14 protein-coding genes are annotated in these 15,458 nt (G+C 71.9%); 7 read left to right on the top strand and 7 right to left on the bottom strand.

Features of this window, described 5'->3' with window-relative positions; genetic code table 11:
• Positions 1-90: 90 nt before the first annotated feature.
• The 3 genes from OHA91_RS21860 to OHA91_RS21850 all read right to left on the bottom strand — a co-directional run bounded on the left by OHA91_RS21860 (position 91) and on the right by OHA91_RS21850 (position 4,311).
• Entirely contained in the window at positions 91-294 is a 204-nt protein-coding gene (locus OHA91_RS21860; protein ID WP_245240094.1) for a hypothetical protein, read from the bottom strand.
• Between the two features lie 94 nt (positions 295-388).
• Positions 389-2,290 (bottom strand): MFS transporter, encoded by a 1,902-nt coding sequence (locus tag OHA91_RS21855; protein ID WP_381623002.1) that lies wholly within the window; start codon positions 2,288-2,290, stop codon positions 389-391.
• 212 nt (positions 2,291-2,502) lie between these two features.
• Positions 2,503-4,311, bottom strand: a complete 1,809-nt coding sequence (locus OHA91_RS21850; RefSeq protein WP_328739802.1) for a D-alanyl-D-alanine carboxypeptidase family protein — start codon at positions 4,309-4,311, stop codon at positions 2,503-2,505.
• 1,079 nt (positions 4,312-5,390) lie between these two features.
• Here OHA91_RS21850 and OHA91_RS21845 point away from each other — a divergent pair.
• From OHA91_RS21845 to OHA91_RS21835, 3 genes are all read left to right on the top strand, one after another.
• The gene (locus OHA91_RS21845; protein WP_031150547.1) at positions 5,391-6,125 is read left to right on the top strand and encodes a GOLPH3/VPS74 family protein; all 735 of its coding nucleotides are present in this window, start codon (positions 5,391-5,393) and stop codon (positions 6,123-6,125) included.
• 307 nt (positions 6,126-6,432) lie between these two features.
• On the top strand, positions 6,433-7,317 hold the full coding sequence (locus tag OHA91_RS21840; RefSeq protein WP_031150545.1) for a helix-turn-helix domain-containing protein: 885 nt from the start codon (positions 6,433-6,435) through the stop codon (positions 7,315-7,317).
• A 198-nt stretch (positions 7,318-7,515) separates the two neighbouring features.
• Complete coding sequence (locus OHA91_RS21835; protein ID WP_031150543.1) at positions 7,516-7,725, top strand: DUF397 domain-containing protein; 210 nt, start codon at positions 7,516-7,518, stop codon at positions 7,723-7,725.
• A 94-nt stretch (positions 7,726-7,819) separates the two neighbouring features.
• Here OHA91_RS21835 and OHA91_RS21830 read toward each other — a convergent pair whose 3' ends face one another.
• Entirely contained in the window at positions 7,820-8,677 is an 858-nt protein-coding gene (locus OHA91_RS21830; RefSeq protein WP_031150541.1) for a hypothetical protein, read from the bottom strand.
• A 151-nt stretch (positions 8,678-8,828) separates the two neighbouring features.
• Here OHA91_RS21830 and OHA91_RS21825 point away from each other — a divergent pair, with 151 nt between their 5' ends.
• Positions 8,829-10,112: an aminotransferase-like domain-containing protein gene (locus OHA91_RS21825; protein ID WP_328739800.1), complete on the top strand. Its 1,284-nt coding sequence runs from the start codon at positions 8,829-8,831 to the stop codon at positions 10,110-10,112.
• On the opposite strand, the gene OHA91_RS21820 is transcribed toward OHA91_RS21825, so the two are convergent.
• The 3 genes from OHA91_RS21820 to OHA91_RS21810 form a co-directional block, all read right to left on the bottom strand.
• The gene (locus OHA91_RS21820) at positions 10,090-10,689 is read right to left on the bottom strand and encodes a hypothetical protein (RefSeq protein WP_308289023.1); all 600 of its coding nucleotides are present in this window, start codon (positions 10,687-10,689) and stop codon (positions 10,090-10,092) included. The genes OHA91_RS21825 and OHA91_RS21820 overlap by 23 nt on opposite strands.
• A complete protein-coding gene (locus tag OHA91_RS21815) occupies positions 10,689-10,940 on the bottom strand; it encodes an amphi-Trp domain-containing protein (protein ID WP_078959267.1) in 252 nt (83 codons plus the stop codon). Before OHA91_RS21815 ends, OHA91_RS21820 begins: the two co-directional genes overlap by 1 nt.
• A gap of 129 nt (positions 10,941-11,069) precedes the next feature.
• Entirely contained in the window at positions 11,070-12,395 is a 1,326-nt protein-coding gene (locus OHA91_RS21810; RefSeq protein ID WP_328739799.1) for a diacylglycerol/lipid kinase family protein, read from the bottom strand.
• Between the two features lie 312 nt (positions 12,396-12,707).
• Between OHA91_RS21810 and OHA91_RS21805 the strand changes: the two genes are divergently transcribed.
• From OHA91_RS21805 to OHA91_RS21795, 3 genes are all read left to right on the top strand, one after another.
• Entirely contained in the window at positions 12,708-13,178 is a 471-nt protein-coding gene (locus tag OHA91_RS21805) for a hypothetical protein (RefSeq protein WP_328739798.1), read from the top strand.
• Between the two features lie 121 nt (positions 13,179-13,299).
• Complete coding sequence (locus tag OHA91_RS21800) at positions 13,300-14,352, top strand: putative T7SS-secreted protein (RefSeq protein ID WP_328739797.1); 1,053 nt, start codon at positions 13,300-13,302, stop codon at positions 14,350-14,352.
• Between the two features lie 298 nt (positions 14,353-14,650).
• Complete coding sequence (locus OHA91_RS21795; RefSeq protein ID WP_031150525.1) at positions 14,651-15,433, top strand: SDR family oxidoreductase; 783 nt, start codon at positions 14,651-14,653, stop codon at positions 15,431-15,433.
• The last annotated feature ends 25 nt before the right edge of the window (positions 15,434-15,458 follow it).

The following is a 15,458-nucleotide window of genomic DNA, read 5'->3' as shown; positions in this document are numbered from 1 at the left end:
TCCGGCCATATCGCACCCCCGGGCGCTCGAAGCCCTCCCGGCCGGAGCCGGAAGGGCTGCGCCATCACGGATGCGCCGTCCCCTCAGGGGTCAGCTCAGGCCACTGCTGCGTTCGCCGATGCGGTCGCCCTGCGGAGTGCCGGCCCGCTTGAGGGCGGCCTTCGTGTGCAGTCCGCCCTTGACCTTCGTCCGCACAGGACCGTCGAAGCCGTGGCCCGGGGGGCGCGGCGGCTGCGAAGCCTCCTGCGCCTTTGCGATGGCCGCCCGGACGTCCCGCTTCTGCTCTTTGTTCATCCCGTCGTCAACTCCCTCAGGAAGCACCCAATCGGACTACTGGGATCGTATGCATATATACGGAGCAACGCACCCGGACCGGAACGTAAAGAAATCAGGGAGTCGAGCCGGTCGCCGGAGCCGGACGCTCCGGAGTCCCCAGCGTCGCCTGGACGACCTCCTCCGGGCAGGGCGTGCCCCGCGGCAGCTGGTACTTCGCCGCCACCCGGTACTCCCCCGGCGCCGGGACCAGCAGCTCCGTCCACACGTCGCCCTCGCCGTCCGGGAGCGCCTTGAACAGGCACCCGGCCGTGTTCGCGAACTCCTTCGGCACGGCCCCCCGCGCCTTCGACTCCGCCGTCTCCTGCGGCGGCGGCACCGGCTTGCCCGCCGCGTCCACCAGCCCCAGCCACGGCGAGTGCGGGATCCGCACCAGCACCCGGCCTGCCTGCTTCGCGTCGATGACCAGCTGGTCGGCGCCCGCCCGCACCACGCTCGCGGGCCCCCTCACCAGGTTCGTCGGCGCGTCGACCTTGAAGAGCTGCCAGTTCGCGTCGCCCCACACCTGCTGGAGGTACGGGAGCCCCGCGCGCACCAGCTTCGCCTCGTCCTCGCCGCCCGAATCGGGTTTGTCGGCCGGCAGCACCACGTAGTGCACCGCCCAGCGCTCCAGCCAGGCCCGGTAGCTGTCGGCGGTGAGGGTGTCGTCGTAGAAGAGCGGGTTGCGCTCCAGGTCGGCCTGCCGGTTCCAGCCGCGCGCGAGGTTCACGTACGAGGGGAAGGCGGAGGACTCCCGGTGGCTGCTGACGGGGACGACCTCGACCCGGCCGCGGTCGGCGCCCGCCTTCTGGAGCTGGTCCACGAGCGGGGCCAGCTCCCGGTTCCATGCGGCGACCGGGGTGGTGCGGACGATGTCCGTGACGCTGTTGGTGGTGATCCAGGCGTTCAGCCCGACGAACGCGAGCAGCACCCCGTACCAGCGCCGCGAGCGCGGGACCTCGTACGGGAGGGCCGCGAGCAGCACGGCGCCGCCGAACAGCATCACCATCCTGGTGACGTTCGAGCCGACCTGGGAGTCGATCACCCAGGTCAGGAAGACCCCGAGGGCGTAGACGGCGGAGGCGATCCGGACCGTCTTCCAGCGCCGCGGCACCAGGAAGAAGATCAGCAGCCCGAACAGGAACGGCAGCCCGGCCGAACCGATCTTCATCGGCTGCGTCCCGGAGAACGGGAAGAGCCAGGCCGACAGCCCGACCACGGCCACCGGGGCCAGCCCGAGCGCGTACGCACCCGGGCGCCGCCCGCTCAGGAACAGCGCGGCCGCGATCACCCCGAGGAAGAGGCCCGCGACGGGGCTGGCGGCGGTCGCGATCCCGGCCAGCGGGGCCGCCACCGCGGCCTTGGCCCAGCGCCGCCGCGCCCACTTGCGCGGCCAGCAGAAGACCGCGGCGACCGCGCCGAGGGCGAACATCGCGCCCAGCCCGAAGGTGACCCGGCCCGAGAGCGCGTTGCAGAACAGCCCGTACGCCCCGGCCAGGGCGGGCCACAGCGGCTCGCGCACGGCCCCGCGGCAGCGGGTCAGGATCAGGGCGAGCAGCCCGGCCGAGACGGTGCCCGCGACCATCATCGTGGTGCGTACGCCGAGCATGTGCATGAGGTACGGCGAGACCACGCTGTACGAGACGGGGTGCATGCCGCCGTACCAGGCGAGGTTGTACGCCGAGTCGGGATGCCGGCCCACGAACTCGGCCCAGGCGTCCTGCGCGGCGAGGTCGCCGCCGCTGTTGGCGAAGCTGAAGAACCAGACGACGTGCAGCACGGCGGCGAGCAGGGTGGCGACGGCCACGGGGTGCCGGCGCAGCGGATCGAGTGCGCGGGTGCGCCGCCGGGGCTGCTCGTGCGGCCCCTGCTGCGGCGGCACGGCGCCACGGCCCGGGCCGCCGCCGTCTGCCGACGGGATGGCTGCCCTGGGCCGGCCCTGCTGCTCAGCGGTGGTCACTGCCGCACTCCCCAACATGGATCCCCACCGGCACACATCTGGCGTCCCGGGTCCCTAGGTCGCGTCCGGTCGGCGGGACCGAGCGGACACTCGCTAGACGCGCACCGGCGCCCCGGGGTTGCCCGGGGCGCCGGATCAGCGCTCGTGCCGCGCCCGTCCGCGAACGGCCTCAGACGGCCTCAGAGGACCTCAGAGGGCTGCGGACGGCAGCGGACGGCAGCGGACGGCGGTCAGCCGATGCGCGTCAGCTTGCTGCCGATGCCCGGCGAGGCCAGGTCGCTCTTCAGCGCCACCGGCACCTTGACCTGGCTGGCGCCCTCGCCGACGGTCAGCACGCCGACCTCGGTGCCGGCCGTCGCGGTCTGCGGCATCGCGCCGCCGCCGTCCGCGAGCTTCACGGTCACGGTCAGGGACGCCCACCCGATCGCCTGCACGTCGGCGGTGGCGACGACCGGAGTCCGGCCGCCCAGTCCGTCGTCGACGTAGCCCACGACATCGCCCTTCTTCACGACGGTCGCGCCGTCGAGGGCCTTCTGGGTGCCGACCATCAGCTGCTTGCTCGCGGCGAGCACGGTGTCGATGATGGACGGCTTGTGCTGGCCGAGGACGGCTCCGACGATCAGCTGGTTGGTGTTGCCGATCTTCTTCTGCGCGGCGAAGAGGAGGTTTCCGCCCGCCTTCGTCGTCGTACCGGTCTTGATGCCGAGCGCGCCGCTGGGTCCGGTCAGGCCGTTCCAGTTGCGCCAGCTCTTGCCCGACGGGTCGACCCAGTTCGGCTTCTTGGTGATGTCGAGCAGGGTCTCGATCTCGACCAGCTTCAGGCCCAGCTTGACCTGGTCCTCGGCGGTGCTGACCGTGGTCGCGTCCAGACCCGAGGGGTCGGTGTACGTGGTGTTGGTCATGCCGAGTTCCTTGGCGGTGTCGTTCATCTTCTTGACGAACGCCTCCTGGGAACCGGCGTCCCAGCGCGCGAGCAGCCGCGCGATGTTGTTGGCCGACGGGATCATGAGGGCGGCGATCGCGTCGTACTCGGAGATCTTGTCGCCCTCCTTCACCGTGTCGAGGGTGGACTCGTTGTTGACGGAGTCGTTCTTCTTGCCCTCGGTCTCGGCCGTCTTGTCGACGTCGATCATCGCGCCCTGCTCACCCTTCTTTATGGGGTGGTCGCGCAGGATGATGTAGGCCGTCATCGACTTGGTGACGCTCGCGATCGGCACCGGCTTCTGCTCGCCGGACTGGCCGAGCGTGCCGAGGCCGGCGGCCGCCATGTAGGCCTGCCCCTCGCTGGGCCAGGGCAGCTGCGGCATCGCGCCCTCGAAGGTGTACGAGGACTTCGCGGTCATCACGAGCTTCGGCTCGGGCAGCGGGCGGACCAGCTGCACGACGGCCAGGATGATCCCCAGGAGCACGACGAGCGGCGCGTAGATCTTGAACCGGCGGACGGCGGTGCGCAGCGGGCTCGGCGGCGGGGGCGGGTTGTTCGTGAGGTCCGCCAGCATGTCGAGCGGCGGCTTGGGCGGCAGCGGCTGCTGGGTGGTCCGCTCGCTCCGGTCGCTGCGGTCCAGGCGCTCGGTGGCGGTCGAAGCGGCGGCCGAGACCGAGGGGGTCGGCGGGACCGGGGGCTTCGGCTTCGCCTCCGTCGTGCCGTCGCCGTCGGTGCGCAGCGGCACGAAGGTGCTGGCCTTGGGGGCCTTGGGGGCCTCGGGGGCCTCGGGGGCAGGCGCCTCCGGCTTCGGGGCGCGGAAGACGGCGGTGCGCTCGCCGTCCTCGGCCGGGGCCGGCGCCTGGGCGGAAGCGGAAGGCGAAGCGGAGCCCGGCTTCACGGCGCCGGGCTTCGACTTCTGCCCGGCGTCGGGCTTCAGCGCGTCCACCTTCGGCACCCGGAACACGGCGGTGCGCTCACTGTCCCCGGCCCCGCCGGCCGGAGCCGACGGCTTCGCCGCCTCGGGCTTCGCAGCACCGGGCTTCACGGCACGGAACACGGCCGTGCGCTCGCTGTCCGCGGGCTCGTCGACCGGAGCCGACGGCTTCGCAGCCACCGGCTTCGCCGCAGACGGCTTGCCCCCACCGGCGGCCCCGGCAGAGCCCGGCTTCACAGCACGGAACACAGCCGTACGCTCACTGTCCCCCGACTCGTCCACCGGAGCCGACGGCTTCGACGGCTTCGCCACGGCAGGCTTCTGCTCGCCGGAAGCGGAACCGGACGCGGCCGGACCCCCCTCGGCATCCACGGACGCCTTGTCCCCACCGGCAGCCCCGGCAGAGCCCGGCTTCGCCGCACCGGAACCGGACGCAGCCCCGCCGGCAGAGCCCGGCTTCACGGCACGGAACACGGCCGTACGGCCACTGTCCCCCGACTCGTCCACCGGAGCCGACGGCTTCGACGGCTTCGCCACGGCAGGCTTCTGCTCGCCGGAAGCGGAACCGGACGCGGCCGGACCCCCCTCGGCATCCACGGAAGCCTTGTCCCCACCGGCAGCCCCGGCGGAGCCCGGCTTCACGGCACGGAACACAGCCGTGCGGCCGCTGTCCGCCGGCTCGGGCTTCGGGTCGGCGGCAACGGCAGCGGCAGGCTTCGCCTCCTCGGCCGGAGCCGAACCGGAGGCCGAAGCGGAAGCGGAATCGGAATCGGCCTCGGGGGCCGAGTCCTCGTCGGCTTCGCGCGCCGCGGCATCGGCAGCACCCGACTCCTCCGCCGTCGTGGCGACCCAGGCCGCCACGGCCTCGCGCAGCGCATCCCGCCCGCCGGACCCGGCACCCGCATCGGCACCCGCCTCGGCCTCGGCACCGCTTTCGCCCGCACGGGCGACGCCGGCACCGTCCTCGGATTCCCTCGGCCGGAACACCGACAGCCTCGGGTCGCGCTCCGCGGACGACTCCGCCGCCCCCGGCGTTTCTTCATCTACCGACTTGTCGGGGGACTCGCCCGCCACCGCTCCTCCTCATCGCCGCCACGTTCGGCTGTCCGAATGTCTAACAGTGTCCCGTCTCGGGAGCATCGCCCCCGTGCCAGACGAGAACGACATAGCTGCGGGTTCCCCCACAAAGCGGCCACGCGCTCTCGACAGATGAATGTGAGAGGCGTCACCCTGTCACTCATCCACGCGGGGAGGCATGGATGGGCAGGAGCCGCAGAACAATTCCGGAGGAGCTTCTGCTGCTCGCCTTGGACCCGGCCACGGGTACCACGGCGCAGCCGCAGTCGCTCGACCTCGGCCTGGCCGGGGCACAGCTAGTGGAGCTGGCTCTGGCAGGACGGATAGCCCCTGATGGGGATCGTATCGCCGTGGTGATGCCACGGCCGACAGGAGATCCGACTCTGGACTCCGCACTGGAACTGCTGCGCAGGCGCGGCAGCCCGGTACGGGCCGTCCACTGGATCGGCGGACCCCGGCTGGGGCTTCGTCAGATTTACCTCGCGCACCTGGAGCGCTGCGGCATGGTTCACGCCGTCGCGGGACAGATGTGCGGAGTGTTGCCGACGACTCGCTACCAGGCGACGGACACGGAGATCAGCCGGGAGATCCGAGCCCGGCTCGACAGTGCGATCCGCACCGGCGTACCGCCGGACCCGCGGACCGCGGCGCTCGCCGCGCTGGCCCACGCGGTCGGACTCGGCAAGCACCTGTACCCCGGCAACGAGGGGCGCTCGTCCAGGTCCCGACTGCGGGACCTGATCAGGCACGACCCGATGGGCGGACTCGTGGCGCACGCCGTGATGGACGTCCAGAACGGTGTGGCCGCACAGCCACGCCGGGACCGCGCGCCGGCACCGCAGGCCCGGCCCACGGCGGGCGGCGTCCCGATGCAGCCGCGCCGCACGGGTGCGATGGCACGCGTGCCCGCGCACTGATCCACCCCCGGTGAGGCCCGGACAGTTCCCGGGTCCCCAGTTCGACAGCTCCACCACCGCATCGCTGCACAGCTCCACCACCGCACCGCAGAGCGACGCCACCACCGGGACCGGCATCCGCGAGGATCCGGCCCGGAAGCCGCCAGCGCGCGGGGTGGCGGGGCCGGTCCGCCGGCTCCGCCACCCCGCGCGTCTGTGTTTTCCCTGCCGTTCCCCAGCGGCGCCGCCCGCTTCGGTGGCAGTCTGCTGAACATCAGACACGCAGAGAGACAGCTGCACGACAGAAGAAGGCGGAGGTGCCGTTCACGTGGCGTCCAATGTCAATCCCACCGTCCGACGCCGCCGACTTGGAATGGAGCTGCGCAAGCTCCGCGAGGACAAGGGCATGACGGCCGAACAGGTCGCCGAACGCCTCCTCGTCTCCCAGTCGAAGATCAGCCGGCTGGAGAACGGCCGCCGTTCCATCAGCCAGCGCGACGTCCGCGACCTGTGCGACGTGTACGAGGTCGAGGACCGCCGGCTCATCGACTCCCTCATGCAGATGGCGAAGGACTCCCGCCAGCAGGGCTGGTGGCACGCCTTCGGCGACATCCCGTACAGCGTGTACATCGGGCTGGAGACCGACGCCGCCAGCCTGCGCACGTACGAACCCCTGGTGATCCCGGGCCTGCTCCAGACCACCGAGTACGCGCAGGCCCTCGTCCGCGGCGCGTGGCCGGAGACCGCCCCTGCCGACGTGGACAAGCGCGTCCAGGTCCGCATGCACCGCCAGAAGCGGCTCTCCGAGACGGAGAACAACAACCCTGACCTCGGCCCGCTGCGCCTGTGGGCGGTCATCGACGAGGCGGCGCTGCGCCGGCACGTGGGCGACAACCGACTGATGATCCGGCAGCTCGAGTACTTGATAGAGCAGTCGGAACAGCCGCACGTCACCGTGCAGGTGATGCCCTTCGAGCTGGGCGCGCACCCCGGCGTGAACGGCCAGTACGCGATCCTGGAGTTCCCGGACGCGTCCGACTCGACGGTCGTCTACATCGAGGGCGTCACCAGCGACCTGTACCTGGAGAAGGCCAACGACGTCCAGAAGTACAGCGTGATGTACGAGCACCTGCGCGCCCAGGCCCTCGGGGTCGACAAGACACGGGAGTTCATCTCGCAGATCATCAACGAATATGCCGACAAGGGTGAATAGTCCTGTGACTCAGGGGGTTGGCGGGCGAGGGGGCGGCACCGTACACCGTCACTCCCCGGCCACAGAAGGCTTGAATGGAATATGCCACTCGGTCGGGTGAATGCTTCCTTCACCCGTCAGGAGCTGCCGGTAGCGTCGATCAGGTCAGCCGGAAATGGCCGACAAGACACCCGAACTACTCGCTCACCGGAGAGAAACATGGCTATTCGCCAGGGCGCCACCGACAACTGGGTCAAGTCCTCCTACTCCGCCAACGGCGCCTGCGTCGAGGTCAAGTCCCCCGTCATGGAGGCGATCGCCGTACGCGACTCGAAGGTGCAGGACGGCCCGTCCCTCACCTTCGCGCCCGGCTCGTGGACCTCCTTCGTCACCGACGTCACCGAAGGCCGGCTGGGACGCCTCGTCTGAAGATCACGACGCGTCCCGACCATCCCGTCACCAGCGCCTGGAGCCCTCTCGACCGGTCCGCCGTCTTGGCCGAGGGGGCTCGGCCATGCCCGCGTCAGCGCAACTGATCGACGTACCGGTCCGTCCCCGGCACCGTCGGGATGAACGGGGCCACGAGCTCCACCCGCCCCAGGCCCGCCTCCGAGACCTCCGCGTCCAGCCCCTGGAAGCGGTCCCAGCAGGTCCGGGGGTCCTCCTCCAGGAACCACAGCAGCGTGAGGCGCGTGTCGACCCCCTCCACCTGCTTGACGTACGTCATCCGGTCACCGGGCAGCGGCGTCGGCCGGAAGACGGTCACCATCGCCGCCGGGGAGCCGTGCAGCCGCCTCGGCAGGGCGCGCGAGCGCAGCCACTCCAGCAACTCGGCCCGCTGCTCCGGGCCGTCGGCGTCGACCACCTGCACCACCAGCCCCGCGTACGGGTGGTCGAGCGCGTGGTAGTCCCGCGGGCCGGCGGCGCCGTCACGGTAGACGGTGGCCGCGTGGTCCTGGAAGGCCGTGAAGACGTGGGTCCGGTCCTGGTAGACGCGACCGTCGCGGTTCAGCCGCTTGTTGATGCCGACCGTCCACTTCATGTGCTCGTCGTAGCGGCCCGCGGTGACCCAGTACGTCGATATGTAGCAGCCGGCGGTGACCGGCTGGGCGACGGCCGACTTCTCGGGGTAGCGCAGCTCCTGGAGCTCGCGGGTCGCCACCCAGCGGCGGCCCGCGTACATCCACGGCATGGCCATGGCGCCCGCGTAGTAGTGGTCGTCCTCGTACCAGCGGTTGTACGCGTACTCGTGGCCCGGGTGCGGCTCCACCATGGTGATCAGCGCATGGCCGGGGCGGACGCCGTAGGGGCCGACCGCCGCCAGCGCGGCGTAGTCGTCGACGCGGGTGTCCTGCTGCGGGTCCTGCTCTCCTGTCGTCATGGGAACGGTCTAGCTGATGTGGCGTCAGATCGGGAGGGGGCGGGCGGGGTCGAGGGCGGCCGAGCGTCCGGCGTCCACCTCCTGATACATACATGCCGTCTACAAGTTTCTGTCGCTACGATGCGCGCACCCGTCTCCCCGAGGAGCTCCCGTGCCCGCTGTCGCTGCCGCCACCGCCACCGCCGCCGCCACCACCACTGCCGTAGCCGCCGCCGTCGCACCGCCCGCGTTCGCCGCCCGTGCCACCTCGGTCGAAGGCTCTCCCGTACGCGAGATCCTCGCGCTCACCCAGCGGCCCGGGATCGTCTCCTTCGCCGGCGGCCTCCCCGCGCCCGAACTCTTCGACACCGAGGGCCTGCGCGCCGCGTACGACGCCGCCTTCGCGCTCTCGGCGCGCCGCGCGCTCCAGTACTCGACCACCGAGGGCGCGCCGGAGCTCCGCGCGGCCGTAGCGGCGCGGGCGACGGCGCGCGGGCTTGCGACCGGCGCGGACGACGTGGTCGTCACCTCCGGCTCCCAGCAGGCCCTCACCCTCGTCACCGCCGCCCTGATCGAGCCGGGCGACGTGGTGCTGGCCGAGAACCCCACCTACCTCGCCGCACTCCAGTGCTTCGGGCTGGCGGGGGCGCGGGTGGTGCCCGTGCCCTGCGACGAGGAGGGCATCCTGCCGGACGCGCTCGCGGAACTCGTCGCGCGGGAGCGGCCGAAGCTGCTCTACACGATCCCGACCTTCCAGAACCCGACGGGCCGCACCCTGCCGGCATCCCGCCGGGCCGCGGTCGCGGAGATCGCGGCCCGGCTCGGCCTGTGGCTGGTGGAGGACGACCCGTACGGGGACCTGCGCTACGAGGGCCGGGACGTCCCGTGGCTCGCCGCCCACCCGGGCGCGGAGGACCGTACGGCCCTGCTCGGCAGCTTCTCGAAGACCATGGCTCCCGGGCTGCGCCTGGGCTGGCTCCGCGCACCGGCGGCGCTCCTGCGGGCCGCGGCGGTCGCGAAGCAGGCGGCGGACCTGCACACCTCCACGGTGGACCAGCTGGCCGCGGCGCACTACCTGGCGACGGTGGACCTGGACGCGCACATAGGCACCGTGCGCGCCGCGTACCGCGAGCGGCGCGACGCCCTGCTGGGCGCCCTGGGCCGGACCCTTCCGCCGGGCTGCGCCTGGAACCGGCCCGAGGGCGGGATGTTCGTGTGGGCCCGGCTCCCGGAGGACCACGACGCGACGGCCCTGCTGAGGACGGCCGTGGCGCACGGCGTCGCCTTCGTCCCGGGAGCCCCCTTCCACACGGGCGCCCCGGACCCGCGCACGCTGCGCCTGTCCTTCACGACGCACACCCCGCGGGAGATCGCCGAGGGGGTCGGCCGCCTCGGGGCGGCCCTGGCGGAGTACGGCGCGACGCCGCGGGGCCTCAGTGCTGGAGCCCGACCTTGAGCAGCACGATGAGCAGCCCGAGGAGGAGGTTGATGGCGCCGGCGACCACCATCAGGCGGCGGGAGGCGCCGGCGCGTTTGGCGGCCACGGTCGCCCAGCCGACCTGCCCGGCCAGGGCGACCAGGAGCGCCAGCCACGCGATGCCCTGCGGCCCCAGGTCGAAGAGCGGGGTGATGGCCGCCGCGGCGGCGGGCGGGACGGCCGCCTCGATGATGGGGCGCTCCTGGCGGGAGACGCGGCGGATCACACTCCAGCTCAGCCGGCCCACGAGGAGGCGGGCCCCGAAGAGGCGGGCGAAGACGTGCGCGGCCCAGAAGACGACGCCGGTGCCCAGCAGCAGCACGATGAGCTGCAGCCGCGGGAACGAGCCGAGGGTTCCGGCGCCGACGATGACGGAGGCGGCGAGCAGCGAGCCGTAGACGGCGCCGGTGTAGTCGCCGCGGGCCTCATGCGAGTCCGGCTCGGCGGCTGCTTCCGCGGCTGCTGCGGCGGCCGCCGCAGCAGCGGCCTCCGGGTCGAGCTCGGGCTCGCGCTCCGCGGCCGTCTCCGGGATCTTCCCGGGGCCGTCCGGGGCCACTATGACTGGGCTCCGGACCGCGTGGACGTGGTGGGCCACTTGAGCTCGATCTCCATCTCGATCTGCCCGTCGCCGACCTCGACCTCGATCTCGGTGCTGAGTTCGTCGGGGACCCGCAGGCTCATCGTCCCGGGGCCGAGTTCCAGTTCGGCGTTGCCGCCGTGCCGCAGCGCCTCCGCGAGCGCAGCGAGCTGATCGGCGGCCTCAAGGCGTGAGAGGGAACTCTTCTGCTCGAACTTGAGGTCCTTCACGGCTGTCTCCTATCCGCGCACGACCAGCGGGAACAGCGGGGGGCACCGGGCCCGCCCGGTACACCGGGTAAGACTCATTGTGACGCCGCACCGGAGGCCGGGCATCCCGGGGGAATCGCGCCCCCGCCGTCACCGCAGCCGGTTGAAGGCCAGCGCGAGGACGTCGCGCCACTCCATGGGCGGACCGGCCACCGGGGCGCCGGGGCGTTCCCTCGGCACCAGTACGCGCAGGGCGCCGGGGCGGATGGAGCAGGTGACGGGCGTGGGCAGCGTCAGGGCCTCCCCGTCCACGGCGACCGGGATGTCCTCCGCCTCCGATGCGATGACGACCTGCCGGGAGGTCAGGACGTGCAGGCCGGTCGCCCGCGCGCCCCGCAGGGCGACGTCGGCGGCCTGGGCGGCATTGTTCACCCGGATCCCGACGACGCCCAGCACGCCGAGGTCGAGGCGGGCCCGGCGGGCGCCCACGGCCATCGGTTCGGGGGACGAGTAGGGGTTGTTGCTGATCAACAGTGCCTGCTGGGCCTCCAGACGCGTCCCGTCGGCCGCCGCTTCGAGGGTGTGGCCGGCGTAGCCGAGCAGCAGGTCGGGCAGTGCGTCCAGCGCCGAGTCCGCCTTGGCGTCCCGGTACTCCGGGCGCTGCACGACCTCCGCGTAGACGCCGAAGGAGGCCGTGTTCACGAAGGCGCGGCCGCCCACGAAGCCCAGGTCGATCCTGAGCTCCTCGCCGTCCGCCAGGGCGTCCAGGCACCGGGCCGGGTCCTCGCGGTCCAGGCCGAGGTCCATGGCGAAGTGGTTCCTGGTACCCGCGGAGATCACCAGGAACGGCAGGCCGTGCTCGGCCGCCACCTCGGCCACCCGGGCCTGGGTGCCGTCGCCGCCGGCCACCCCGAGCAGGTCCGCCCCCTCGGCGACCGCCCTGCGGGCGATGGCGGCGACGTCCGTGACGACCTCCGTGTCCAGCAGCACCACCCGGGCTCCGAGCGCCTCCCCCTTCTCGACGAGGCCGAAGCGGCCGACCTTCCCGCCACCGGACTTCGGGTTCATGATCAGCACGGGGTGCCGGGGGCGGTCGGCGGCGACCGCCCGCATGCCGGCGGACGGCCGCGCCGCGCGCAGCGCCGTCCGCGCGCACACCACGGCGGCCGCCCACAGCACGATGGCGGCCAGCGCCGTGGGCCACAAGTCGGCGCGGGCGTAGATGACGAGGATGGCCACCGGCGCGGCCACGGCCAGCACGGCCCCGGCCAGCCGGACCGGCCCGCGGTGGGCGACGACCCACCACGTGCCCACGGCGGTGAGCGCCGCGCCGGCCATCCCGACCACGACGACGATCAGCCCGCCGCCCTCGCCGGACGCCACCAGCACCACCACCGCGCCCAGCGCGCAGAGCAGCGCCAGCAGTGCGAACAGCCGGGCGCGCGGCGGCGCGCCGGCGGGGTGCGAGAGCGACATGGTCCTCACGTCCTCCGACCGGGTCCCGACGCGGCGGCTCGTCCCCGCCGGGATGCGTTCCCATCCGATCATCCCCCGAACACCCCCGACCGTCGACGCGGACACCCCGACCCACACACATTGCTTCTGCAACCACGACCTGAGGCCGCCATCAGCACATGAAATCGCTACGCCTGGCGCGATATGTGCGCTACTGAACAGTAAAGTTGGCCGCCCCCAGCCCCGCGTGCAAAGGTACGTTCGATTGGGCCGCATGGTGGGACATCAGCTCGGCAGAGGCCGGGTGACGGTGCGGCGGGGGGAGTTCTCGGGGTGGGATTCGACGAGGAGTGGGGTCGGCTGCGCGCCGATGCCGTCCAGCGGCGCGGGCTTCCGGTGCCGTCGGACGAGACGGCCGGCGAACCAGCCACCGAAGCCGACGCTTCGACGGAAGCGCGGGAAGCCGTCGTGGAGCGGCTAACCGAATTCCGCAGCCGACTCGTTCTCGTACCGCTGGACGACCGGGAAGGCCTCTGGACGGCCGAACTCGGCGGCCTGGACTGGATCTGCGCCTTCTCCGACGAGGCGGCACTCGCGCGGTTCGGCGTCGCACGTGGCGAGGGCCACCGGGAATGGACGTACCGCCGGGTCGTCGGTGCACGCCTGCTCGACGACGTGGTACCGGCCCTCGACTTCCCGTGCGGGGTCGCATGGAACGCGGCGGGGCCGGACGGAATGCTGTTCCCGCCGATGCGCGGGATCGTGCCGGATGCAGCGGCGCTCGACGGGGAGGCGGAAGCATGAGCGGGGACGGGGCGGACCTCGATGTCTCGAAGCAGGCACTGGGGCTGATCGCGAAGGGCATCACGGACAGCCTGGCGGAACTGAAGGAGCTCGGGTCGGTGGCTGGGGAGTGCGTTCGCTGGTGCAGCAGAGGAACGCCTTCGCCGCGAACGTGGGCCTGTCCGCGGGTGTGATCCACGAACAGGACCAGTACATCCAAGGGAGTTTCAAGGTCGTGGCGAACGCGGCGCTGGGCAATCCGCACGCCACCGAGAAGAAGGTCATCGGCCACGGCGTGAACACGGCCTCCGACGACCTCGGCGGCGCGCTCGAACGTGTCGGCGCGCCCGGCTGGGCGGACACCGTCGAGGACTTCGGGGACAACCTCGCGTCCGGTCTCGGCGCCACGGTACGGGAACACGAGCTCGGCGAGAGCGAGCAGGCCGACGAGCTGGTCCACGGCAGGCCGGCAGCCATCCGGGCATCGGCCAAGCACCTCACGGACTTCCAGGCCGCCTTCGAGCGGGTCGGCCAGGGCATGAAGTCCCTCGACTCCGACCGGTGGAAGGGGCAGGCCGCCGAGGCGTTCCGTGAGAAGTTCGCGATGCACCCGGGTCTATACCGACGGACGCTACGCATACGACCCCACGCTCTCTTTGGACCCAGTTCCTCTCGGCGACTACGAAAGAGCCCTCCGATCCCAGAATCCGGGTACAAGAGTGATCCGACTAGACGGAACCTACGACCTCAGCAAACCCCACTTCATGAGGACGTGGCGCCAGTGACCCAACAGGAGGCGGAAGAGAAGATGCCACGCGGCCCTCGCGCCAGGGCCGCCCTCAGTCGCTTTGCACCCCTCGCCTGGTTCCGCTCCCCTCTCGAACGACATCCTCAGTTCGGGTACGTACAGATCGCACATCTCGGATGGCGCTTCGCCGAGCCGCACGACGAACTCCAATCCGTCTTCGAAGCCGTCGTGCACGAAACCGCTCTGCGCATCGATTGGGAGTTCAAGGTCGCAAGGAACTGGCTCATCCTGCCTTCCCTCCTTGCCCATGAGACCAGGAATAACGGAGGAGACTTCAGCAAGGCCGAAGGCACGCTGACGAGGGAACAGGATCTGTGCACGATGGCTTCGGAGGACATGAACCTGATCCTCGAAGCAATCGAGGCGGCAGCACCCCGAGCGGCATGACTCAATGACGATTCCGTCCGCACTGCGGGTAGCGCACACGAGGCCCCGACGCCCGCCGCTGCAAGCCGTCGGGGCGCGGCCGCCATGACCCTGAAGGGCTGGGTGCGGGCAGGCTCGGGCCGACCGGACGCTGCCTTGCCCGGCCGGACCGGAACCGGAGGGTCCGCCACGCCGTGGCCCGACGCCGCCCGCGGGAGGACCGAGAGGCCGGGGCTCGTGCGCGGCCCTTCCCATGGGGGCGGCGGACCCCTAGCCTGACGCACCGTCAGATGTGGTTGCTTCCGCCTGGAGGTACGTCGTGCTGTTGCGAGGGAAGACCGTCATCGTCTCCGGCGTCGGGGCCGGGCTCGGGCATCAGGTGGCCGCCGCCGTCGTGCGGGACGGCGGGAACGCCGTGCTCGGGGCGCGGACCGAGGCGAATCTCGCCAAGTCCGCCGCCGAGATCGACCCCGACGGCACCCACACCGCCCACCGGCCGACCGACATCGGCGACGAGGCGCAGTGCGAGGCCCTCGCCGCCCTGGCCGTGGAGCGGTTCGGCGGCGTCGACGCCGTCGTGCACGTCGCCGCCTGGGACTCCTACTTCGGCGGGCTGGAGGACGCCGACTTCGGGACCTGGCAGCAGATCATCGACGTCAATCTGCTGGGCACCCTGCGCATGACCCGTGCCTGCCTGCCCGCCCTCAAGGAGCGGGGCGGATCCGTGGTCATCATCGGGACGCAGTCCGCCGTCGCCGCGCCCAACGAGGTGCAGCAGGCCGCCTACGCCGCCTCCAAGGGGGCGCTGACCTCCGCCATGTACTCCATGGCCCGCGAGCTCGGCCCGCACCGGATACGCGTCAACACCGTGCTGCCCGGCTGGATGTGGGGCCCGCCCGTTCAGGCCTTCGTCACCTTCACGGCCCACACCGAGAACGTCCCCGAGGCAGAGGTGCACGCCCGCCTCACCCGGCGCATGGCACTGCCCGACCTCGCCACCGACGGGGACGTCGCCGACGCCGCCGTGTTCCTCGCCTCCGACCGCGCCCGGGCGATTACCGGCCAATCACTGCTGGTCAACGCCGGTGAGCTGATGAGATGACCCGCTCCACCGCCGGGACGTCGGA

Origin of the sequence: Streptomyces erythrochromogenes (assembly GCF_036170895.1) — a bacterium.
Taxonomy (GTDB): Bacteria; Actinomycetota; Actinomycetes; order Streptomycetales; family Streptomycetaceae; genus Streptomyces; species Streptomyces erythrochromogenes.
The sequence above is the reverse complement of the archived record's forward strand: the minus strand, read 5'-3'. Positions and strand labels throughout refer to the sequence as shown.

What these genes read in the sequence shown, in the direction of transcription:
- OHA91_RS21860 (WP_245240094.1), bottom strand. Translation starts at nt 294, where the DNA reads ATGAACAAAGAGCAGAAGCGGGACGTCCGGGCGGCCATCGCAAAGGCG.
- OHA91_RS21855 (WP_381623002.1), bottom strand. Translation starts at nt 2,290, where the DNA reads ATGTTGGGGAGTGCGGCAGTGACCACCGCTGAGCAGCAGGGCCGGCCC.
- OHA91_RS21845 (WP_031150547.1), top strand. Translation starts at nt 5,391, where the DNA reads ATGGGCAGGAGCCGCAGAACAATTCCGGAGGAGCTTCTGCTGCTCGCC.
- OHA91_RS21835 (WP_031150543.1), top strand. Translation starts at nt 7,516, where the DNA reads ATGGCTATTCGCCAGGGCGCCACCGACAACTGGGTCAAGTCCTCCTAC.
- OHA91_RS21830 (WP_031150541.1), bottom strand. Translation starts at nt 8,677, where the DNA reads ATGACGACAGGAGAGCAGGACCCGCAGCAGGACACCCGCGTCGACGAC.
- OHA91_RS21810 (WP_328739799.1), bottom strand. Translation starts at nt 12,395, where the DNA reads ATGTCGCTCTCGCACCCCGCCGGCGCGCCGCCGCGCGCCCGGCTGTTC.